This is a genomic window from Micromonospora sp. NPDC051543 (genome assembly GCF_044454415.1).
Taxonomy (GTDB): Bacteria; Actinomycetota; Actinomycetes; order Mycobacteriales; family Micromonosporaceae; genus Micromonospora.
Window position 1 is genome coordinate 60,950 of record NZ_JBITDT010000007.1, and the last position, 21,724, is coordinate 82,673.

A 21,724-nucleotide genomic window follows, 5' to 3' on the forward strand; every position below is an offset into this window, starting at 1 on the left:
AGATCATTCCTTGTTGATCAGGCGTTCGGGACCCGGACCAGGACGTCGAAGGTCGGCGCGTTCTCCCACCCCGGCCGAAGTCTGGTTACCTTCTTATAGCCCCAGGAGCGGTACGCGGCCTGAGCAGCGACATTGTCCGGCCGGACCAGCAGCGTGGTTCGTTGCTCCGTGCGGGCCGCGATCAACCCGTCGTGCAGCGCCGCCGCGATGCCCCGACGTCGCCACGCCGGCTGGACCATCAGCTCGCTTATCGCGAACGTACGTGTCCCGTCCTCGTCAGTGAAACCAGGCGGTACCGGGTCGTGGATGCCTTCCCACCATCGCGTCTCGGCGGGAAGCGGGAACCCGTAGATGTAGCCGACCAGACTCCCGTCCACCTCGGCGGTGACCAGCTCCCACCCCACTCGCTGCATGTGCAGGTCGAGCTGACGCCGGTAGCGGTCCTCGCTGTGGAACTCGCCTCCACCCGCGTAGACCTCCAGATAGAGACTCACGAGCTGGTCCAGGATCTCCGTGGCCTCTTCGGCATCGCGATGGCGGAGCTGCACGCCCTCCATCAGACGGTCACTGCTCGGTCGTAGGCGTCGACGAATTCGCGGGTCGTCGCGGTGGCATCCCGTAGTGCCGCAAGCTTCGCCCGCACCTGCGCAAGGTTCCGGCTCACTCGCCCAGAATTCATCTGCCTGACCGCCGGCAGGACGTCCAGGGCGATGCGCGCCGCCTCGTTGGTGTCACCCTGCTGGTAGGCGGCGTCGGCGAGGTCGATTGTGTAGAGGACCTGGTTGCGCCGGTGGCCGGGTGACGGGTTGGCGATGAGGGCGCGGAACGACTGGGCGGCGCGGTCGGGCCGCTCCAGCGCGAGGTAGGAAAGCCCCTGGATGCCGTTTACTTCTTGCTCGTTCACGAAGCTGACAAATGCAAGATCGTCCTCGTGCGGTCCGCGCTCCAACTCGCGGCGAGCCTTGGTCATTTCCCGGCTGAAGCCGCCCGCATCCGTTAGCACCGCGTACGTGTGCGCTCTCCGCAGATGTAGAAGCGTGGTGAGCCGAGGTGTCGCCCATCTGGCCGAGACGCGTAGCGCGGCCTCGGCGCAATGCAGCGACTCGCCAGGCTGGCTTTCGCGGAGCAGCATGGACAGCTGAGTCAGGGCCTGCACTTCCATGCGGGGGTCGTCGGCGATGCGGGCACGAGTGATGGCTTCGTTCAGGTAGGGCCTGGCTTCGGGCCTGCGTTCCGCATCGATAGCGAGCCATGCGACCTGGATGCCGAGTTCAGCGAGGGCGCTTTGAAGGGCATCGCCGACCTCTCGGCTGTAGTGCGCCCTCGCCGCCCAATTCGACAGCCTGGCGTGTGCCTGGACGGCAATGTCGCACAGCTGTACGGCGCCGGCTGCCGCATCGGCTCGCCGGAAGTCTTGAACCAGCGAGCTGGCCAGCCGTACCTGTTCCATGCCAATGTTCCGGGGCACTTCGGCTGGGTCCGTCATCAGGTATGGGTGACCGGCTGCGGCGAGTCCCGCGAGCGCGGCCATTGCGTTGAAGCGTCGCCGGTCCGTAGCGCCACCCCCTCCGGTTGATGCCCCCTCCACGGTAACCACCATGGCCGGCAGTTTGCCCTGCTCAGTTATCGCGCCATGCGCATAAGGATCGTCCGCTGTGCCCTCTGCGGCGCGGTCGTCGACTCGGTAAGGCTGACCAGGAAGACCGAACCAGAGGCAGGAAGCCGGTATCCCGAGAAGGTTCGCCCAGTGCGCCAGTCGGTCCAGGTGCACGACCGGTGGGCCGTTCTCCACTCGACTCAACTGCGCCTGCGTGATCCCCAGCCACCCCGCCACCACGGACTGCGGCAACGCGACCCGCCCGTGGTACGGATGGCACCGGTACGCCCGGATCACCCGCCCCAGATGCCGCTCGGCAAGCGCGAGTCGCACCGGCTCGTGGTCCCAGAAGTTCGCCGGCACCACCGGCGGCGTGCTGAGCCGGTCCCGTTCGGCGGCCTGGCACGGCGTACACCGTCCGGTGTCGTTGTCCCGGGCCAGTCGTCCGCCGCACCGAGGGCAGGTCGCATGCGTCACCGGCGGCTCCGTCCGTCTCGCCTCATCGAGCGTATCCATTGAACACGCTCTGTAGAGCGCTGGTATACGCGCGACGCATATCGTCAAGCGGCCGCCGGATAAACGAACTCAGGACTGGCGTAACGCCCGCAGCGCCTCGACGACCACGCCCCAACGCCCCGGCCCGTTCACCGAGTTCAGCGGCTTTCCGTCCGCCACCCTCACGCCGGCAGCGCGCAGAACCGCCAGGTGACCCGCATAGGCGGGATGCACGGCCAACTCCTCCTTGGTGTGCGGGAACGCGATGATCGGCAGCCCCGCGCCCAGCGACTCGTTGAGGACGCCGAGCGCCAGCGTGTCGTTGATGCCCAACGCCCACTTGGCCACCGTGTTGAACGTGACCGGGGCGGCCACCACCACATCGGCGGGCGGGTGGGGCTCGGGGTCGCCGGGCATGCGCCACTCCACGCGTACCAGATAGCCGGTTTTTTCTTGTAACGCCGCTCGATCGAGCCATGGCGCGGCGGTCGGGCTGACGATCATGCAGACCCGCCAGCCGTCGGCGATCAGGAGGTCGACCAGCTCGTCGATATTTTCCGCCGGACCCGCGGCGCAGACGACCAGGTACAGCACCGGGCGTTCCGTCATGCCCGCAGTCTGCCCGATTCGACAGTCGCGGCGTGGAGCGCATACCGATCGCGTATGCCGTCGACGATCACCGTGGCATGCCGTTGTGCCTGCTCAGGCCCGACAGTCGGTGCCTGGCCCGGGGCGGGTGTTCGGCCTCGGAGTTGCGCCGGCCCTCAACGGCGCAGCCCCTCCCGCCCCGGTGCCAGCCCACGATTCGACGACTTGGAGCCGGTATGCCCACCGTGATCGACGACGACCACCCGGCCCGCGTGAGCCTGGCCGCCGCCTGGGAGTCGGTCGACGTGCGGGCCGCCGCCGACTTCTGGTGCACGGTCGAAGACCGCCGGACCGGGTTGCTCCCACGCCGCGACGCGCCGCTGTTCTTCACCGCGCTGGGCCGCCTCCTGGTCGGCGGCGACGCCCCCGCGAACCGGGCGGCGCTGCTTCAGGTGCTCGGCCGCGCGTACCGTCACTTCGACCTGCTCCCGCACGCCACCACCATTGGCGACGCGTTGCTCGCGACCGTGGCCCGTCACGCCCAGCCAGTGTGGACGCCGCAGCTCACCGTCGTTGCCGAGCGCGCTTTGTGCCGCGCCACGCACGCCATCCGCCGCGCCGCCGACCGCGCCGGCGACGGCCGGGCCTGGTGGCACGTCGAGGTGATCGGCCACGATCGGCCGTCGCCCGACATCGCCATCCTGACGGTACGTCCCATGCGGCGACTGCCGTTGCAGCCAGGTCAGGCCGTGCCGGTCTGCACACCGCGCATGCCCGGGCACTGGCGCTGGCTCTCGCCGGCCAACGCCCCACGCGCGGACGGCACCGTCGAGCTGCACGTCCACGCCGTACCCGCCGGCACCGTCTCCCACCGCCTGGTTCATCAGGTACGCCCCGGCGAGCTGCTCTGGCTCGGCCCACCCGTCGACACCGGGCTGAGCCTGGACCCGGCGGGCACGAACGATCTGCTGCTCGTGGCCGGTGGCACCGGGCTGGCGCCGCTGCGCGCCCTGGTCGAGCAGGTCGCCGCCACACCGAATGGTCGGCGGGTGACCCTTGTCGTCGGCGTGCGCGCGTTCATCGACCTGTACGACGCGATCGCCCTCGACAAGCTGCAGTGCGCCCACGACTGGCTGACGATCGTGCCGGCGTTGTCGGCCGACCCCTGCGCCGAGCCGGGCGAGCAGGGCGACGCTTTGACCATCGCCCTCGACCATCACCAGCCCGGCCAGGACATCTACGTCTGCGGCCCATCCGCGATGGTGGCCGACGCGCGGTCACGGCTGTGCGCCCTCGACATCCCCGCCGCCCGCATCCATCTGCCCAAAGGCTTCACCCGCTGATGGCTCTGTCTGCGCAACGGTGAGGAATACCGCGCCCGTGCGGCGGAGCCAACGGCTCAGCACCCAGGGCGCCAGATGGTTGGGAGTAGTGCCCCTTGAAGCGTGATGCCTGTGGGTCATCAAGATGACTCACAGGCATCACATTCGTCGGGACGAGGCCGGCCGGACCTGGGGCACGCCGGTCGCGCGGCGGCTGGTCGGGAGTGGTCAGGAGTAGGTGTCGCCGAATTCGCGTACCCCGTCGACGTCGAGCGTGATCCGCCCGTTCTCGGTCCACTGCCCGGTGGCGGCGAGCCAGCTCGGGTCGTCGCGCTCGTCGATGTCACTCCAACTGTGCCGGTGGTGCCGTAGCTGGATCGGCCCGGTCGACTGGCCCGGCGCGAGCGTGCCGTCGGTGAAGGTCAGCTCCACCCAGCCGGGAACGGCAGTGCCCGGCGGGGGATTCGGCGGCGCCGGTGTCGACAGCACCGCCGGCCCGCCTGGGGGAACGAAGAACTGCACGGTCTGCCGGATCCTCTGGCAGTCCAGTGCCGCCCAGTCGCAGTTCGGCACCAGCGAGGTGTTGCCTCCCTCGAAGCGCAGGTGGTAGCGCAACCGCACCGTGCTCAGGTCCAGCGGCGCGGTGCCGGTGTTGGTGACCTTCAGCAGGTGCTGGATCTGGTTGTTCGTCGGTGACCAGTCGAGGTTGAGGTAGCTGACCGTCGCGCGGCCGCTGGCGGTGCGCACGGTGGTGGCGGGCGAGGTGTCGGAGTAGCCGCCGAGCGCGCGGGCGGCAACCGCGATCCGGTACGTCGTGCCGGGCGCGAGGTCGGTGAGAGTGATCGTGGTGTCGGTGGTGGAGCCGAGGAAGCGGTACGTGTACGACCCCAGCGGCACCTGCACCTCGTAGTTGATCGGCTGCTCCGTGCCGGGTTCCACCCAGGCGGAGGGCGCCCAGCTGAGCGTGAGCCGATGGGGTTCGTTGACGACCACGGTCGGAGTGCCGGGGGTGCTGATCGCCGGCCCGTCGGCGCGGGCCACGCCGACGGCGAGCAGGCTCGCCAGCGCGGCAAGGGCGACGGCGACGGTGACGCGGCGAGCGGGCATGGCCGAATGGTAACCGCCATTCATCAGAATCAATAAATATCCTCCTCGGAGGTGAACCACTGGGTCGTCCCGGTCGTAGTGGTGGCGCGCACGGCACCACTCCCACCGGAACAGAAAGGACCCCGCGTAGATGAAGACGCGCGTCAAGAAGATCGCCCTCGGTGCGGTGGCGGGCCTCGCCCTGACCATCGCGCTCCCGGCCAGCCCTGCCCTTGCCATCAACTCGGTCACCTGTGGCACCCGGACGGACTTCCTCAAGCTCGACATCACGCTCGGCACGGTCGGCATGTCCAGGTGCTTCGCCAGTCGGGGCGTCACGGCCGTGAACATCGGCGGCGTCCACCACTACACCTCGGGCAACAACAAGGTGACTGTCAACTACGAGGCCGGCGGCCAGTACCACACGAGCACTGTCGACAAGTGGTACGGAGTGGACTTCGGCCGCACGGTAAGGGTGTACGAGGTGCGGATCTGGTGACCACCGGCCGACCACGCCGGCCGCTTCCGTGATCGAGGGGCGCCCTCACCGCACGTCAGTGCGGCGGGGGACGCCCCTCGCGGTCCGTTACGCGACGTAGTCGGCTTGGAGATAATGCCTGGTCAGGTGGCTACCTAGCGTGAACCCGTCATCACGAACGGCCTCGACGTCGGCGTCGCACTGCCGCCCCGTCCGGCCTCAGACGGGAGAAACACATGCGTACTCAGAACACGACCCGCCGGATCGGCGCTCGCGCGTCCGTACTCGTGCTCGGTCTTCTCGCGACCGGAGCGGTGCTCGCCCCGGCGAGCCCGGCGTCCGCCGCGGTCCCCGGCCTGGTGCGGGTCGCCGCGACAAGCGTCAGCGACTCGGCCGACTTCCACAGCGTCACCGCGACGTGCCCGGCCGGGAAGGTGCTGACCGGCACCGGTTACGAACTGAACGGCGTCACCGGCGAAGGTGTCGTCGACGACCTGCGCCCCAACGGCGGTGTCGCCACGGCACCGACAGCGGTCACCGTCGGCGCCTATGAGACCGAGGCGTTCGCGGGAAACTGGTCGGTGACGGCGTACGCGATCTGCGCCAACCCGCTGCCCGGCCTGGTCCGGGTCACCACGGCCGGCGTCAGCAACTCGGCCGACTACCGCAGCGTCACGGCGACGTGCCCGGCCGGGAAGGTGCTGACCGGCACCGGTTACGAACTCAACGGCGTCACCGGCGAAGGCGTCGTCGACGACTTCCGCCCCAACGGCGGTGTCGCCACGGCACCCACAGCGGTCACCGTCGGCGCGTACGAGTCGGACGCCACGACCCTGAACTGGTCCGCTACCGCGTACGCCATCTGTGCCAACCCCCTCGCGGGCCTGGTGCGCGCCTCCACGGTGGGGGCCAGCACCTCGGCCGACTTCCGCAGTGTCACGGCGACCTGCCCGGTCGGCAAGGTGCTGACCGGCGCCGGCTACGAACTGAACGGCGTGACCGGCGAGGGCATCGTTGACGACTTCCGTCCCAACGGTGGCCCCGCGACCGCCCCGACGTCGGCGGCGTCCGGCGCGTACGAGGAGGACGCCTTCGCCGGCAACTGGTCCGACACGGCGTACGCCATCTGCGCCACGCCGTAACAGGCTGATGGTCCGGCGTGGCCACCCCGTACCGCTCGGGTGGCCACGCCGCTTCCGGACCTGCGCTCGGCGGTCGATACCCCGGTATGGCGTCGGTGGACGGTGGGCGGAAGGGCCCGACCGTAGCGTCCCGATCGACGGTCCACGCGCTCGATCCGAGGGAGGCAGTCATGCAGACGGCCGGAGTTGTGGTGTTGCCGGGAGAGTCCGTCCCGGTCCCGGTGCGGGTGGACCGCTGGCGGGCCGGGCTGCCGCCGGACGCATGGCCCGACAGCCTGCCGGCGAGCGGCGAGATCTGGCGACACGACGTCTTCGCGGTGGCCGAGGCGTACCGGGCCGGCGTGACGAGCGCACGGCAACTGCTCACCGCCGTGCTGGTCTGGGCCTACGGACCCATCGGGTACGGCCCGTGGCGTGCCGCCCGGTCGCTCGACGCCGATCCAGAGGGCAAACGCCTGGCGTACGCGCTGGAGGAGGTCTCCACACCGGAGTCCGACGAGGCCGCGCTGGGCGTGGCGTACCGCCGGTTCGCCGACCCCGACCACGCTCGGTTGCCCTGGCTGGGGCCGGGCCTGTTCACGAAGGTCCTCTACTTTGTTGGCTACCGGCGCGGGGTGGGCGGCCCGCAACCCCTGATCCTGGACCGTGTCGTGGCCGGACACCTTCCCGCCGAGGCCGGTGTCGGTCGCCGCGACGGGTGGTCGTCCGAGGTGTGGCTGGGCTACCTGCGGTGGGCGGCGGAGCAGGCCAACATCCGGGGGATCGAGGCGGACGCGGTGGAGATCGCGCTTCGATCGGACCGCTGAGGTGGCTATCGCGCCCTGCGGAGGCGGTCGTCGAGAGCGTCGAGATCGGGAACGAACCAGATTTGCCCGCCCAGGTTCGACTCGTGCACGAGCGCGCGCAACGCGGAACTCTCCGCGAGCTGCGCCGAGATGTCGCCGACGACGGCCAGCCGCAACCGGTAGTTGACGAACTTCTGCATCACGTCGCCGGCGAAGCGGGTGCCCAACGAGAAGAACCGTTCGTCGAGCCGGTGAGCCGGCACGGCCACCACCTCCGCACCGAGGAACGCCGCGCCGATCAGGTCAAGTGCGTCCTGCTCGGTGGCAACGGTCGGGCCGGTCGGGTCGCAGACCAGCACCGGAACCCCGGCGCGTTCCTGAAGTTCGTCAGGCATCGTGGACCTCCCGGTCGAGTAAGCCGTTGTCGGCGTTGAGGACGGCGTCGAGCAGGTGCAGCAGTTCGGCGGTGGCGGCGGGGTCACCCAGGATGATGACCTTCATCCGGTGGCGTTCCTCGTCGTACACCGTCTGAACCCGCAGGGGGTTGGCCTGGTCATGACCGGTGTTGGCGCTGGTGAGCACGAGCGTGCCGAGCCGATCGGCGGCGGCCCGGTCGACACCGTCGACCTGCACGATGCTGGACACCTCTGCCTGGCCCCGCACGATCGCCGGCGCGGGAACCTGTCCGGTGAGCGCGTCGAGATCCCGGGCAGCGATCCGGTACTGCTTGCCGATCCGCACCGCCCGCAGGCGGCCGGAGCGGATGTAGCCGCGCACCGTGCGCACGTGCAGGCCGAGCCGGTCGGCAATCTGTTCAACCGAGTACATTTCTTCCGTCATCGTTCCCTATCTTAGCGCGAGAGGGAAGTTTGAGTAACGATGGGGTCAACTCGTCGACGACGTCAGCTCCACAGGACCGCCACTCGACTGGTTGCACGGCCTCGGTCAGGTCGCTGCGGCCCGGAGGGTGTCCGCGACCGGTCTGCGGGCGGCGGCCAGCGCGGGAATGGCGGTGATCAGGGCCACCGCGAGCAGGACTCCGAGTGCCGCGGTGAGGGCCCAGGAAGCGGGTGGATATCGTTCGCCGTCGAAGAACAGGTACAGCCCGGTGCCGACGGGAATCCCTGCGACGACGCCAGGCACGGCGGGTAGGAGCTGCGCCACTGCCATGCCCATACCGGCCTGGGTAGGTGTCGCGCCGAGCGCGCGGGCGACCGCCAGCGGGTGCCGAGTTTCGAGCACCGCCGTCCAGGTGCTCACGATGGCGTTGAGCATCGCGAGGAAACAGGCCACCCCGGCGACGATGAGCATGGCTTGGAGGGTTCGCTCGTTGCGGGGGTCGGGGAGTTGCGAGTAGCCGAGATTCAGTGGGTCGTCGTCCTGCGCCAGGATCGAGAGGACCGCGGCGATCGCGGTCGTGGTGATCAGGGTGTTCATGGTGACGAGTCGGGCACGGTGCGGCCGTCGCGCATTGATGCGTACGCCGATCAGGAGCGCGGTGGGCAGCCGGCGCGACAGCCAGATGAGCCACCGTCTGCGGCGCGCTGGCGTAGGAGCATCGGCCAACGCGTGGACGGTGCTGGTGGCCACGGCGCGTAGCACCGGTCCCAGGGTCGCCGCGACGGCGATCGCGAGGGCGAACGTGGTGGCGGTGACCACCATGCGAAGCGGTGGGTTCACGTCGACGGAGCCGATGAATCCAGGGCTGGGACGAAACAGCAGGGGCGCCGCGAACCATCCGGTAGCCAGTCCTGCCCCGGCGGCGACGAGCCCGAGCACGAGGTATTCGGCCAGGTGCACGGCAGCGATCACGCCCGGCCCGGCGCCTACGGCCTTGAGCAGCCCCACCCGGCGACGCCGAGCGATGACTCGGCCCGCGACGATGCCGGCGACGCCGACGACCGCGAGGCCGGTCAGCAACCAACTGCCGACCATCAGAGCCGTCTCCGCCTGCCTGTTCTGCCGGCCGCTGCTGGCGGCGATATCGCCCGCCGACCGGAAGATCCAGCCGCGGAAGCGGGGATCGTCGGCCGGCCGTCCGACGACCTGGGCGCCGGCCTGTGGGTCGACCAGCTTGAGGTTCAGGGTGTACGACAGCCGCTGGTCGCTGGCGAGGGTGGTGATGTCGCGTTGATCGACCCAGACCAGGCCGCCCTTCTCCACCAGGTTTCCGCCCGGAAGGTGCCAGTGAACCTGTGGGTACACCGCACGGGCGGCGGTGACCGCTAAGCCGGTTACCTGCAACGGGTGGCCGTTGATGGCGACCGTGTCGCCGGTGTGTACGTCGAGGGCCTCGGCGAAGGTGCGTTCCACGACGACGCCGCCGGAACGTATCCAGGTGCCGTCCGTCACCGCAGGTCGGTCGACGGCCGCGGGTGCCTCGTCGCGGCCCTCGACGATGACCCGAACGGTGGTGTCGCGCGCAGTCAGTGTCAGGAAGGCCAGCGGGAAGGGGCCGCTGTGCTCGGTGACGCCGGGCAGGGTCGCCAGCGGGGCAAGCGCGTCGAGGGCCCGCGGACCGGTGAGGCCAGACTCCACCACCAGGTCGGGCCCGGCGGTGGCGGCCTGGGTGCGCTCGTAGGGGCGGGTGACGAGTTCGTTGAGGGCGAGGCCGAGAGTCAACGTCGCGGTCGCGGCGGTGATGGCAACCAGCAGCAGCACGTTCTCGGTCCGGTGCTGACGCAGGCCCCGTATCAGCAGTCGCCACATGAGCAGCAGACGACCAGCCATCTTCAGTGCACCCCGCCGTGGACGCTGCCGGCGAGGAGGCTGTCGTCGGTGAAGAACCCGTCCCGCATGGAGATCACCCGGTCGGCGACCGCCGCGATGCGGGCGTCGTGCGTGGCCACCACGAGAGTCTGACCGCCGGTGCGCAACTCCTCGAACAGTCGTAGAACCTCCAGGGTGGCGGCCGTGTCCAGATTGCCGGTCGGCTCGTCGGCCAGAACGACCTGCGGCTCGTTGCTCAACGCACGGGCGACGGCGACGCGTTGGCGCTGGCCGCCGGACAGCGCCGAGGGAAGACGAGTGGCGCGATCGGCCAGCCCGACCTGGTCGAGCAGGTGCAGCGCGCGCCGCCGAGCGCGACCCGGCGACCAACCGGCGAGCAGGGCGGCCATCTCGACGTTCTCCACGGCGGTGAGTTCGTCCATGAGATGAAAGGACTGGAAGACGAGACCGATGGTGTCGCGCCGGAGTCGGGCCAGGGCACGCTCGCTCATCGTGTCGATCCGGCGGTCGGCCAGCCAGACCTCGCCGTCGGTGGGCCGTTGCAGCCCGCCCAGCAGATGCAGCAGGGTGGACTTGCCGCAGCCGCTCGGCCCCATGATCGCCAACGTCTGGCCGGCGGGCACATCCAGGTCGACCTCGTCGACCGCGCGTACCAGCGCGTTGTCCCAGCCGTACCACCTGCTCAGCCCACGCGTCCGCACGGCCATCGACCCGGTCATGCCCCCGCCTTCCGTCCAGCTCGATCACGCTCGGACCAGATGCGCTCGCACGCCTCCAGCCACTCCAGATCCGCTCGCAGCCGCAACACGACGCCTTCCAACAACAACCCGGCGACCGGATCCACCGACCGCTCCAACGCCGCCCGTTGCGCGTCACGCAGCCGGCGCAGCACCTCACGTCGTTGCGCGTCCACCAACGCCACCGGATCGGCCAACCGGGCGGCCGCGGCGGCCACCAGCTTCAGGTGAAACTCCGTGAGGTCCGGCTTCGGCCAGCTCACCTCGGTAAGCCAGCCGGCCACCCGCTGCTGTCCGGCCGGCGTCAACGCGTAGACCCGTCGGTCGGGCCGGTCCGGCAGGCCCTCGGCCTGCTCGGAGGTCACCAGGCCAGCCTTGGTCAGTCGGGCCAGGGTCACGTAGACCTGCCCCGCGTTCATCGACTCCCCGAGCGGGCCGAGCGCGTGGCGGATGCGGCTGCGCAGCTCGTACCCGTGCGCCGGCTCCTTGGCCAGCAGGGCCAGCACCACGTCCTGCATTCCGGCACACCCCTCGAATAGATCGCTAATAGATAACCGCTAGCTATGCTGCTGTCAAATCTCGACACTGGTCGTCGGAGGGGTCCAGTACCGTCTGGAAACCATGGACGCGCGGGCCGGCGACGCCATCATCGGGCGGGATCACCCCGCGGGTTTGCTGCGCGCTGAGCTGGACCGCGCCGCCACCAGCCACGGCGGTCTCGTCCTGGTCACCGGTGAGCCGGGCATCGGCAAGACCACCCTCGTCACGTCGGCGGCGCGGGAAGCCCGCCGAAGCGGCGCGCTCGTGCTCGGTGCGGCCTGCTGGGATTCCGACAGCGCTCCCGGCTACTGGCCGTGGGTGCAGGTGTTGCGCTCCCTGCGGCGTTCCGCCGACGACTGGGCGCTCGCCCGCCCGGCCGCCGAACCCGCCCTCGCGGCCCTGCTCGGCGAGAGCGGCACCGGTGACGTTCCCGGCCTCACCGCCGCCTGGTCGGCCCGCGACGGCCAGGACGTGGCCGACCGGGAGGCGTTCGCCCTGTACGACGCCGTGACCGCCGCCCTGGTCGCCGTCTCCGCGCACCGGCCGGTGGTGGTCGTCCTCGACGACCTGCACTGGGCCGACCCGGCCTCGCTGCGTCTGTTGGGGTTCGCCGCCCAACACACCTGGTTCGAACGCCTGTTGCTGATCGGCACGTACCGCGACGCGGAGGTCGAGGCCGGCGACCACCCGCTGCGCCCGCTGCTGCTGCCCCTGGTCGCCAAGGCCACCACGATCACCCTCACCGGCCTGGCCCGCGACGAGGTGGCCGCGCTGATGGCGCGTACCGCCGGTCGGGAGCCCGCCCCCGAGCTGGCGGACGAGGTGCACCGCCGCACCGGTGGCAACCCGTTCTTCGTCGAGGAGACCGCGCGGCTGTGGCACGCCGACGGCACCACCGGCGCGATCCCGCCCGGCGTACGGGAAGCGGTACGACAGCGGCTCGCCCGGCTGCCCGCCCCGGTGGTCGAGGCGCTGACCGTCGCCGCCGTGCTGGGGCGTGAGTTCCACCGACAGGTCCTGGCGGCCAGCGCGGCGCTACCGGTGGCGTCAGTCGACCGGCTGCTCGACGACGCGGTGACCGCCCGGCTCGTGGTCGCCCGGGGTGGTGGCCGGTTCACCTTCGCCCACGACCTGGTCCGAGAGACCCTGTACGACGGGCTCACCCTCGACGACCGGCAGGCCCGGCACGCCGCGGTGGTCCGGGCGGTGGATCCGCCGACCACGCTCACCGACCGGCTCATCCCGGCGGACCTGGCCCGCCACGCCTACCTGGCCGGCGCCGCGCTGGACCGGACCCGGGCCGGCGAGCTGCTGGTCGCCGCCGGGCGGGACGCGTTCGCCCGGCTCGCGGCCGACGAGGCGGGGGTGCACTTCCGCCGGGCACTGGAGGTCGTCGAGGACCCCGCGCGGCGGATTCGCCTGCTCGTCGACTTCGGCGAGGTGCAGTACCACCACGCCGGCCGAGCCGAGGCCGCACGCCTGCTGGCCGAAGCCGCGACTCTCGCCCGTACGCTCGACGACCCGGTGCCACTGGCCCGCGTCGCGCTCACCGTGCACCGCGCCCGTCAGGTGGACACCACTGTCGCCGTGGACACGACGGACCTGGTGCGCGAGGCGTACCAGCGGTTGATCGGCGAGCCTGCCCCCAGCGCGTCGACGGGCGCGCTGGTGGCGGACCTGATCACCGCGACGGAGACCATCGCCCGTCGTGGTCGCGACGACGAGGCGCTCACCTTCAGCCTGTGGGCCCGCCACGACACCACCTGGGGGCTGGGCACCGCGGCGGCACGGGCCGCGCTCACCGCCGAGATCCGGGACGTGGCCCGTCGCGCGGGCGACCGGGAGACCGAGCTGTGGGCCACGTCGCTGCGCTGGGTGGCGCTGCTTGAACTGGGCGACCCGCGCTTCATGGAGGAGTTCACCGCCTTCGTCACCGTGGGTCAACAGGGTGAGTTGGCTCGTCCCCGAATGGCGGCGGCCGTCGACGGCGGGATCATCGCGGCGTTCCGGGGCGACTTCGCCGAGGCGGACGAGCGTTTCACCGTCATCGCCGAGCTGTCCGACCCGGGGCACGCCGAGTTCGCCTTCATGGGCCACCACCTGCGCTGGGCCCGGCTGCTGTTGCAGGGGCGCTTCGACGAGATCGACACGCTGCTGCACGAGTGGGCGCCGACCGACTACCCGTACCGGGAGCTGCTGTCGGCCATCACGGCGGCCGAGCGTGGCGACGACGAGCAGGCGGTGCGGTTGACCGCCGGCATCGAGGCGGCCGGCATCCACTACCCGCGTCCGGTGTCGCCGCTGTGGCTGCGCCTGCGCGCCCAGGCCGCCGCCGCCTCCCGCGATCCGCGGCGCTGCGACGACGCGCGGGCCGCGCTGATCCCGCACCGTGGGCAGTGGGCGGTGGGGCTGTTCGGCTGCGACATCAGCGGGCCGATCGACCACTGGCTCGCCGTGGTCGACGCTGCCCAGGAGCGTTGGGACGACGCTGTCTCCGGGTTCACGGCGGCCCGCGACGCCGCCGACCGGATGGGCTCCCGACCCTGGTCACTCATCGCCCGCGCGGGTCTGGTGAACGCCCTCGCCGGCCGCGACCAGCCGGGCGACACCGCCGGGGCTGCGGAGCTGCGTGCCACCACCGTCCGGGACGCCGCGGCCCTCGGCATGAGGCAGGTGCTCCTCCGGCTCGCCGACTCGGACCCAGGCCACGACGGGCTGGGCCACGCCGCGCCGGGGCCCGTCGTGTCGGGACCCGTCGTGTCGGGGCCTGTCGTGTCGGGGCAGCCTGCCGTGTCGGGGCCCGCCGTGTCGGGGCCCGCCGTTGGCCGGGCCGAGCGCAACGGGCTGGGCAATGTCGCGCTCGGGGGCCAGGCAGGCGGGGGAGGCCAGGTCGTCGGGGGAGGCCAAGGCGTGGGTCGGCGTCCGGTGACGCCGTCCGACCCGACCATCGAGGGGTACGCCTTCCGACGCGACGGGCCTGTCTGGCGCCTCGCGTACGCGGGAGTGGTGGCGCACCTGCCCGACGCCAAGGGCCTGCACGACCTGCACCTGCTGCTGGGCCGCCCCGGCAGTGACGTGCCGGCGGTGGAACTACTCGACCCGACCGCTGGGCCGGTGCTGGTGGCCGCCCGTCGGATGGGCGGCGACCCGGTGCTCGACGACGAGGGGAAGGCCCGCTACCGGCGGCACCTGACCCGCCTCGACGACGAGATCGACCGGGCCGCCGCACGTGGCGACACGGCGAAGGTCGGCGCGCTGGACGCCGAGCGGGGCGCGTTGATCGAGGAGTTGCGCTCCGCGGTGGGGCTGGCCGGTCGAAGTCGACGGCTCGGCGACGAGGCCGAACGCGCCCGCAAGACGGTCACCGCGCGAATCCGCGACACCCTGCGCAAACTCGACGACAACCATCCCGCGCTGGCCGACCACCTGCGCGAGGCGGTCTCCACCGGCACCACCTGCCGCTACCTCCCGCAAACCCGCCTCCCCTGGCACCTCTAACCCCCACCCCGCGCCCCTCCCGCGCCCCGCACCCCCGCGCCCCGCACTTCCCCGCGCCCCCGCGCCCCCGCGCGCCGCACTTCCCCGCGCCCCCGCGCCCCGCACTTCCCCGCGCCGCCGCGCCCTCCCCGCGCCCCCGCGCCCTCCCCGCCTCGGCGATCTTGCACTTTCGGTTGTGGATTTAGGCGCTCTCGTGGCTTATGTCGCCACAGAAAGCGCAAGATCGCGGGGCGGTCGTCGCCAGTTCTCGTCGATCATGGAGTTGTGGTGCCCGGTTTGGGGGTCTTCCGGGAACTTTGTCGCCCACCACAACTTCATGATCGACGGGGGCGGGGCGGGGCTCGACGGGGCAGGGCAGGGCAGGGCTCGACGGGGCGGGGTGGGGCGCGGTGGGAGCGGGGGCGGGGGTGGGGGGCGGGGGTGGGATTAGCGGCGGTTGTAGCGGTGCATTGTCAGGGTGCCGAAGACGATGACGAAGCCGGCGCTCCACACCAGGAGCCACATGGTGGCGGACGCGTCCGAGTTGCCGGACATGACGGCTCGTACCGCGGCCACCAGCTGCGTCACCGGGTTGACCTTCACGAACGCCTGGAGCCAACCGGGCATGGTGCTCGGCTCGACGAAGACGTTGCTGAGGAAGGTCAGCGGGAACAGCACCATCATGCTGACTCCCATCACCGACTTCTCGCTGCGCAGGATCAGGCCGAAGAACGTCCATACCCAGGAGAACGCGAACGAGAAGACCACCAGCAGCCCGATCCCGGCGGCCACCCCGGCGACGCCGCCGGCGGGCCGGAAGCCGAGCGCCAGTCCGACGCCGAGGATGACCAGGGCGGCGAGGATGTAGCGCAGCACATCGCCGAAGATCATGCCGACCAGCGCGGCGGGCCGCCAGACGGGCAGCGTCCGGAAGCGGTCGAAGATGCCCTTCTCGATGTCGGTGTTGAGGCCGACCCCGGTGTACATGGTAATCATCACGACGCTCGTCACCATGATGCCGGGCAGGAAGAACTGCAGGTAGTCACGGGGGCTGTCGGCGAGGGCGCCACCGAACAGGTACGTGAACATCAGCACCATGATGATCGGGAACGCGGTCACGTCGAAGAGCTGCTCCGGCACGTGCTTGATCTTGAGTAGGGCCCGCCAGCCGAAGGTGAGCGACGCGCCCAACGCGCTCGGCCGGGCCGGTCGGGCACCCGGCGCGAGGACGGTCGCCAGCGCCTCGGCGGACGGTACGTAGACCGACGGCGCCCGCTCGGCCGTACCGGCGGTCGTGGTCGTGTCACTCATCGGGCTGCCTCCAGCTCGTCGTCGCGCTCGTCGGCCGACACGGCCGGGTGGTCGGTCAGGGCCAGGAAGACCTCGTCCAGGCTGGGCTGGCCGAGGGAGAAGTCGTCGACGACGATGCCGGCGCGGGCCAGGTCAGCGAGCGCACGCGCCGCCTGCGCGCTGGCGTCCAGGTCGGTGCCGGCCTCGCCGACGCGGGCCGTCAACGCCACCGGATCGGCGGCGAGCTGCACCGGCACGTTCAGCGCCTCCCGGAGCACCTGCTCGGCCTGGGGCCGCTGGCTGGGATCGCGCAGTCGCAGGTGGACGGTGCCGGAGCCGACGGACGACTTCAGCTCGCCCGGCGTGCCCTCCGCGATCACCCGGCCGTGGTCGACGACCGCGATCCGCCCGGCCAGCTGGTCGGCCTCGTCGAGGTACTGCGTGGTCAGCAGCACGGTCGTACCGTGCGACACCACGGCCCGGACGATCTCCCACACCTGGTTGCGGCTGCGCGGGTCGAGGCCCGTCGTCGGCTCGTCGAGGAAGAGCAGGTCGGGAGTGTTCAGGATGCTCGCGGCGATGTCGATGCGTCGTCGCATGCCGCCCGAGTACTTCTTCACCTGGCGGTCGCTCGCCTCGGTCAGTCCGAACGCGGCCAGCAGCGCCGCCGCGCGGTCGCGGGCTTCCGGCTTGCGCAGGCCCAGCAGGCGGGCCAGCAGCACCAGGTTCTCCGTGCCGGTCAGGTCCTCGTCGACCGAGGCGTACTGGCCGGTCAGGCTGACCCGGCTGCGGACCTTGTCGGCCTCGGTGACCACGTCGTGCCCGAAGACCCGCGCGCTACCGCCGTCGGGACGCAGCAGCGTCGCCAGCACCCGGACCGCCGTGGTCTTACCCGCCCCGTTCGGGCCCAGTAGGCCGTAGACGGTGCCGGCGGGCACCCGCAGGTCCATGCCGGCCAGCGCCCGGGTCTCCCCGAACGTGCGGGTGAGCCCTTCGGCCTCGATGGCCAGGCCGGTGGCGCGTCTGTTCATCATTCATACCTCTCGTCCGATGGCCGGCGACGTCGTGGTCGGTGTGACCAACGACCCCGCCGTCCTACAGGCGCGAGGTGTCGACCGCCCGCCCGCTAGATCGGAACTAGCGAGCCCCGTTCCGGGACCGGATGTCGGTGGGACCGGCTTGACTGGAGTCGACGAGGGGGACGGAATGACGCAGGTACGCATCGAGCCGTGGCACGAGAATGATCTCGACCTGCTGCGGCAGCTCAACTCACCGGACACGCGCCGACACACCGGCGGCCCGGAGACCGACGAGCAGGTGCTCGCCCGGCACGACCGGTACGTGCACTTCGCCGAGGGCGGGCAGGGGTGCATGTTCACGGTGGTGCTGCCGGACGGCACGCGGGCGGGCAGCGTCGGCTACTGGCGTCGCGAGTGGCGCGACGAACCGGTGTACGAGTTGGGCTGGGCGGTGCTGCCCGCGTACCGGGGGCAGGGGCTGGCCACCGCCGCGGTGCGCGCGGCTCTCGACGTGGCTCGCGCCCGACGGGACCGGCGGTACGCGCACGCCTACCCGTCCGTCGACAACCCCGCCTCGAACGCGGTCTGTCGCAAGGCGGGCTTCACGCTGCTGGGTGAGACGAATTTCGAGTACCCGCCCGGGCACCTGATGCGTGCCAACGACTGGCAGCTCGACCTGACCGCCCCGCCGGCCGACGGGTGAGGCCGGCGGGACGGCCGTCGCAGGTCACCAGGGGAGGACGCCGTACCCGCCGCCGGCGTCCATCTGGAAGCCCCAGAGCAGTCCGCTCGGCCCGTCCGCCGGCAGGGTCGCCAGGTGCACGCTCACCTCGGCGCCCTGCTCCGGCGTACGGAAGCCGCTGTTGCCGTTCAGGTCGGTGGCGCAGTAGCCGGGGTTCGCCGCGTTCACCTTGATCGGGGTGTCCCGGAGTTCCTTGGCGTACATGGCGGTGAGCATGTTCAGCGCCGCCTTCGACGACGGGTACGGCACGGAGGTCAGCGCGAAGAGCGCGCCGTCCGGGTCGGTCATCACGGCGATCGAGCCGACCTCACTGGAGACGTTGACGATCCGTGCCGCCGGTGCCCGGCGCAGCAGCGGGAGCAGCGCGTTGGTGACCGCCACCGGGCCGAAGACGTTCGTCTCGTACAGCCGGCGCATCGTCGCCACGGTCGTCTCGCTGGGCAGCCCCCGCGCACCGTCGGCGAGCACGATGCCGGCGTTGTTGACCAGCACGTCGAGCCGGTCGTACTCGGCTTCGACGAGTTTCGCCGCGGCGGCCACCGACGTCGCGTCGGTGACGTCCAGCGGCACGAACACCGCGTCCGCGCCGCCGTCGCGCAGCTCCCGCTCCGCGGCGCGGCCCCGCTCGGCGTCCCGCGCGGCCACCAGGACGGTCATCCCGAGTGCGCCGAGCTGCCGGGCGGTGGCGAGGCCGATTCCCTTGTTGGCCCCGGTGACCAGGGCGATCATGTTCGTCATGCCGTCGAGCCTGTGCCCGCCGTCGGCCGGTGGAAAGAGACGCCGCGAGGCTGGGACCAGCGGTACCACCCTGGCCGACCCGACAGGCGGCATGCTGGGAGGCATGACGAGCAGCGGTCTGCGGCGTGACGAACTGGCGGCGTTCCTGCGCGCCCGCCGTGCCCGCCTGCGGCCCGCCGAGGTCGGCCTCCCCGACGGGGTACGGCGGCGTACGCCCGGGCTGCGTCGGCAGGAGGTCGCCCAGCTCGCCGGCATGTCGATCGACTACTACATCCGGTTGGAGCAGGGCCGGGGCCCGCACCCGTCCCGGCAGGTGCTGGCCGCTCTGGCACGGGCGCTGCTGCTCAATCGCGACGAGCGGGAGTACCTGTTCCGTATCGCCGGGGAGAACCCACCCTCGGCCGTCGGCCCGAGCCGCGAGGTGCCGCCCGGGCTGCGGCACCTGCTCGACGCCATGACGGAGACCCCGGCTTACCTCGTCGACGCCGCGTACACCGTGCTGGCCTGGAACCGGCTGGCCACGCACTTCGTGGGGGATCTCGCGGCCGTGCCGCACAGCGAGCGCAACATGATCCGCTGGACCTTCCGACAGTCGTTCTCCGACGCGCACTGGTCCGATGCCGACACGCGTCGGTTCGTGCACACCACGGTCGCGGACCTGCGGGCCGCCTACGGCCGCTACCCGGCCGATCCGGCGATCCGCGAGCTGGTCACCGAACTGCTCGGCACCTCGCCGCGTTTCGCCCAACTGTGGGCCGAGCACGAGGTCGGGGAGCGCCGTCCGGTCGTGAAGCGGGTGGCGCATCCCGAGCTGGGGCCGTTGGAGTTCGAGTGCCGGGTGCTGCTGGTGCCGGAGACCGAGCAGCGGTTGATCGTCTACGTCGCCACGCCCGACTCGCCGACCCAGGCGGTGTTCCGTCGACTCGCCGAGCGTGTCGACAGCTGACCCGCCCGCGAACAGCGTGCTGCCCCGGAGTCGGCACCCCGGGGCAGCGCGCGCAGGTCAGTTGGGCAGGTAGGCGAAGGTGTCCGGGTTCGGGCCCTGCCGCCCGGCCTCGCCCTTGTCCAGTCCGGTGATCCGCTCCATCGCCGTGTCGTCCAGCTCGAAGTCGAAGATCCCGGTGTTCTCCTCGATCCGCTTCGGCGTGGTCGACTTCGGGAAGATGATGTCGCCGCGCTGCACGTGCCACCGCAGCACCACCTGCGCCGGGGTGCGGCCGACCTGGTCGGCGATGTCGACCACCGTCGGGTCGTCCAGCACCTTGCCCTGCGCGATCGGCGACCAGGCCTCGGTGAGGATGTTGTGCTCGCGGCCGTAGGCGCGGACCTCGTCGTTGGTGAAGTACGGGTGCGCCTCGATCTGGTTGACCGCCGGCACCACGCTCGCCTCGTCGGCCAGCCGCCGCAGGTGCGACACCTGGAAGTTCGACACGCCGATCGAGCGGGCGCGGCCGTCGCGCTGGAACTCCTCCAACACCTTCCAGGTCGAGACGTAGTCGCCGTCGTACAGGGTCGGCAGCGGCCAGTGGATCAGGAACAGGTCGATGTAGTCCATCTTCAAGGCCGACAGCGTCGAGTCGAACGCCTTGCGGGCGTCGTCCGGGCGGTGGAAGGCGTTGCTCAGCTTGCTGGTCACGTACACCGAGCCGCGGTCGAGGCCGGACGTGCGTACCGCCTCGCCGACCTCGGCCTCGTTGCCGTACATCTCGGCGGTGTCGATGTGCCGGTAGCCCACCTCCAGCGCCGTGGTCACCGCCGCGGCGGTGTCCTTCGGCTCGATCTGGAACACCCCGAAGCCGAGCTGCGGAATCGTGGTGCCGTCGTTCAGGCTGATGTCAGGAATCGTGAGTGCCACTGCGGCTCCTTCGCGTCTTCGTTACCCGTCATCCATACCCGGGCAGGTGGACGATTCACCGCCCAAAACGAGGTGACGAGCGCAACGGCGATCTGGTTCACCCGGTCGTGTCGAACAACACCGGCCAGGGCCGCGCCGCCGGCACCGAGGGCGGCGCGGGCGGCACCGGCTCGGCGGCGGCCAACACCTCGGCGGCGAGCTGCCCGACCATCGCCGCCGCCGGGTGCGCCGACCGCTGCGGCCACGCCGCCGACGTGCGCCTGGTCAGAGCCGCGTCGGCGAGCGGTCGCCAGGCGATCCGTGGTTCCCGGCGGGCCAGGGCCGCCGGCTCCACGGCGACGCCGCCGCCGGCCAGCACCAACCCGAAGAGGAACTCCGGGTTGCGCGCCGGCCGCACCCGCGCCGGCCGCCACCCGTGCTCCCGACACACCCCGAGCAGGTGGTCGTGCCAGCCCGGCGCGGTGGCCCGGGGTGCGGTCACCAGGTCCAGGCCGGCGAGCGCGGCGAGCGGCACCTCCCGGCCACGTGCCAGCGGCGAGGTCCGCGGCAGCAACACCCCCAGGGGTACGTCGACCGGGGCGCCGAAGCGCAGACCGTCCGCCTCGACCGGATGGTGCACGAGCCCCACGTCGAGGCTCCGCTCGGTGAGCATCCGTACCTGCTCGGCGGTGGTCAGCTCGTGCAGCTCCACGTCGAGGCCGGGCGCGCGGGTGCCGAGCTGGTCCAGCAGCGCCCGCAGCGTCACCGCCGGTGTCTCCGGTGGCACCCCGGCGCGCAGGACGCCCAGCTCGCCCGCACGGACCTGGGCCATGAGGTTACGCAGCCGACCCTCGCCGGCAAGCAGATCCTCGGCCTCGGCGAGCAGCAGACCGCCGGCCGTGGTGAGCCGCACCTGACGGCGGGAACGGTCGAACAGCTCGACGGCCAGCTCCCGCTCCAACCGCTGGATCGACTGGCTCAACGGCGGCTGGGCCATTCCGAGCAGCTCGGCCGCCCGCCCGTAGTGCAGCTCGTGGGCGACCACCACGAAGTGCCGCAGATGTCGGAGCAGGTCCACGGCCGGACCCTACGGCAGCGACGGAGTGTCACTGGATACCGTGCCG

At 71.3% G+C, this 21,724-nt stretch carries 21 protein-coding genes; 7 read left to right on the top strand and 14 right to left on the bottom strand.

Features of this window, described 5'->3' with window-relative positions; genetic code table 11:
• Positions 1-17: 17 nt before the first annotated feature.
• From ACIA3K_RS14460 to ACIA3K_RS14470, 3 genes are all read right to left on the bottom strand, one after another.
• The gene (locus ACIA3K_RS14460) at positions 18-557 is read right to left on the bottom strand and encodes a GNAT family N-acetyltransferase (protein ID WP_396801381.1); all 540 of its coding nucleotides are present in this window, start codon (positions 555-557) and stop codon (positions 18-20) included.
• Complete coding sequence (locus ACIA3K_RS14465) at positions 557-2,074, bottom strand: helix-turn-helix domain-containing protein (protein ID WP_396801382.1); 1,518 nt, start codon at positions 2,072-2,074, stop codon at positions 557-559. Before ACIA3K_RS14465 ends, ACIA3K_RS14460 begins: the two co-directional genes overlap by 1 nt.
• 108 nt (positions 2,075-2,182) lie before the next feature.
• A complete protein-coding gene (locus ACIA3K_RS14470) occupies positions 2,183-2,701 on the bottom strand; it encodes a flavoprotein (protein WP_396801384.1) in 519 nt (172 codons plus the stop codon).
• Between the two features lie 215 nt (positions 2,702-2,916).
• Here ACIA3K_RS14470 and ACIA3K_RS14475 point away from each other — a divergent pair, with 215 nt between their 5' ends.
• A complete protein-coding gene (locus tag ACIA3K_RS14475; protein ID WP_396801385.1) occupies positions 2,917-4,023 on the top strand; it encodes an FAD-binding oxidoreductase in 1,107 nt (368 codons plus the stop codon).
• 207 nt (positions 4,024-4,230) lie between these two features.
• On the opposite strand, the gene ACIA3K_RS14480 is transcribed toward ACIA3K_RS14475, so the two are convergent.
• Positions 4,231-5,109 (bottom strand): fibronectin type III domain-containing protein, encoded by an 879-nt coding sequence (locus ACIA3K_RS14480; protein WP_396801386.1) that lies wholly within the window; start codon positions 5,107-5,109, stop codon positions 4,231-4,233.
• A gap of 130 nt (positions 5,110-5,239) precedes the next feature.
• Here ACIA3K_RS14480 and ACIA3K_RS14485 point away from each other — a divergent pair, with 130 nt between their 5' ends.
• The 3 genes from ACIA3K_RS14485 to ACIA3K_RS14495 all read left to right on the top strand — a co-directional run bounded on the left by ACIA3K_RS14485 (position 5,240) and on the right by ACIA3K_RS14495 (position 7,514).
• Positions 5,240-5,587 (top strand): beta/gamma crystallin domain-containing protein, encoded by a 348-nt coding sequence (locus tag ACIA3K_RS14485; RefSeq protein ID WP_396801387.1) that lies wholly within the window; start codon positions 5,240-5,242, stop codon positions 5,585-5,587.
• A 215-nt stretch (positions 5,588-5,802) separates the two neighbouring features.
• Complete coding sequence (locus ACIA3K_RS14490) at positions 5,803-6,708, top strand: hypothetical protein (protein ID WP_396801388.1); 906 nt, start codon at positions 5,803-5,805, stop codon at positions 6,706-6,708.
• A gap of 170 nt (positions 6,709-6,878) precedes the next feature.
• Positions 6,879-7,514 carry a hypothetical protein gene (locus ACIA3K_RS14495; protein ID WP_396801389.1) on the top strand — a complete coding sequence of 212 codons (636 nt, stop codon included), beginning with the start codon at positions 6,879-6,881 and terminating at the stop codon, positions 7,512-7,514.
• Between the two features lie 5 nt (positions 7,515-7,519).
• Here ACIA3K_RS14495 and ACIA3K_RS14500 read toward each other — a convergent pair whose 3' ends face one another.
• The 5 genes from ACIA3K_RS14500 to ACIA3K_RS14520 form a co-directional block, all read right to left on the bottom strand.
• On the bottom strand, positions 7,520-7,888 hold the full coding sequence (locus ACIA3K_RS14500; protein WP_396801390.1) for a DUF4180 domain-containing protein: 369 nt from the start codon (positions 7,886-7,888) through the stop codon (positions 7,520-7,522).
• The gene (locus ACIA3K_RS14505) at positions 7,881-8,333 is read right to left on the bottom strand and encodes a helix-turn-helix domain-containing protein (protein WP_396801391.1); all 453 of its coding nucleotides are present in this window, start codon (positions 8,331-8,333) and stop codon (positions 7,881-7,883) included. Before ACIA3K_RS14505 ends, ACIA3K_RS14500 begins: the two co-directional genes overlap by 8 nt.
• Before the next feature lie 105 nt (positions 8,334-8,438).
• Positions 8,439-10,223, bottom strand: a complete 1,785-nt coding sequence (locus tag ACIA3K_RS14510) for an FtsX-like permease family protein (protein WP_396801393.1) — start codon at positions 10,221-10,223, stop codon at positions 8,439-8,441.
• Between the two features lie 2 nt (positions 10,224-10,225).
• Entirely contained in the window at positions 10,226-10,942 is a 717-nt protein-coding gene (locus tag ACIA3K_RS14515; RefSeq protein ID WP_396801394.1) for an ABC transporter ATP-binding protein, read from the bottom strand.
• Complete coding sequence (locus tag ACIA3K_RS14520; protein WP_396801395.1) at positions 10,939-11,478, bottom strand: PadR family transcriptional regulator; 540 nt, start codon at positions 11,476-11,478, stop codon at positions 10,939-10,941. The genes ACIA3K_RS14515 and ACIA3K_RS14520 overlap by 4 nt, the downstream gene beginning before the upstream one ends.
• Positions 11,479-11,581: 103 nt before the next feature.
• Here ACIA3K_RS14520 and ACIA3K_RS14525 point away from each other — a divergent pair, with 103 nt between their 5' ends.
• Positions 11,582-14,998, top strand: coding sequence for an ATP-binding protein (locus tag ACIA3K_RS14525; protein ID WP_396801397.1), 3,417 nt, complete (start codon positions 11,582-11,584; stop codon positions 14,996-14,998).
• Between the two features lie 426 nt (positions 14,999-15,424).
• On the opposite strand, the gene ACIA3K_RS14530 is transcribed toward ACIA3K_RS14525, so the two are convergent.
• Complete coding sequence (locus tag ACIA3K_RS14530) at positions 15,425-16,288, bottom strand: ABC transporter permease (RefSeq protein ID WP_396801399.1); 864 nt, start codon at positions 16,286-16,288, stop codon at positions 15,425-15,427.
• On the bottom strand, positions 16,285-17,298 hold the full coding sequence (locus ACIA3K_RS14535) for an ATP-binding cassette domain-containing protein (protein ID WP_396801400.1): 1,014 nt from the start codon (positions 17,296-17,298) through the stop codon (positions 16,285-16,287). The genes ACIA3K_RS14530 and ACIA3K_RS14535 overlap by 4 nt, the downstream gene beginning before the upstream one ends.
• 175 nt (positions 17,299-17,473) lie before the next feature.
• On the opposite strand from ACIA3K_RS14535, the gene ACIA3K_RS14540 reads away from it, so the two are divergent.
• The gene (locus tag ACIA3K_RS14540) at positions 17,474-17,989 is read left to right on the top strand and encodes a GNAT family N-acetyltransferase (RefSeq protein ID WP_396801402.1); all 516 of its coding nucleotides are present in this window, start codon (positions 17,474-17,476) and stop codon (positions 17,987-17,989) included.
• Positions 17,990-18,013: 24 nt separating this feature from the next.
• On the opposite strand, the gene ACIA3K_RS14545 is transcribed toward ACIA3K_RS14540, so the two are convergent.
• Positions 18,014-18,766 (bottom strand): SDR family oxidoreductase, encoded by a 753-nt coding sequence (locus ACIA3K_RS14545; RefSeq protein WP_396801403.1) that lies wholly within the window; start codon positions 18,764-18,766, stop codon positions 18,014-18,016.
• 103 nt (positions 18,767-18,869) lie between these two features.
• Here ACIA3K_RS14545 and ACIA3K_RS14550 point away from each other — a divergent pair, with 103 nt between their 5' ends.
• Entirely contained in the window at positions 18,870-19,712 is an 843-nt protein-coding gene (locus ACIA3K_RS14550; protein ID WP_396801404.1) for a helix-turn-helix transcriptional regulator, read from the top strand.
• A 57-nt stretch (positions 19,713-19,769) separates the two neighbouring features.
• Here the strand turns inward: ACIA3K_RS14550 and ACIA3K_RS14555 are convergent, their stop codons facing one another.
• A complete protein-coding gene (locus ACIA3K_RS14555) occupies positions 19,770-20,621 on the bottom strand; it encodes an aldo/keto reductase (protein WP_396801407.1) in 852 nt (283 codons plus the stop codon).
• 97 nt (positions 20,622-20,718) lie between these two features.
• A complete protein-coding gene (locus ACIA3K_RS14560; protein ID WP_396801409.1) occupies positions 20,719-21,678 on the bottom strand; it encodes a LysR family transcriptional regulator in 960 nt (319 codons plus the stop codon).
• Between the last annotated feature and the right edge of the window lie 46 nt (positions 21,679-21,724).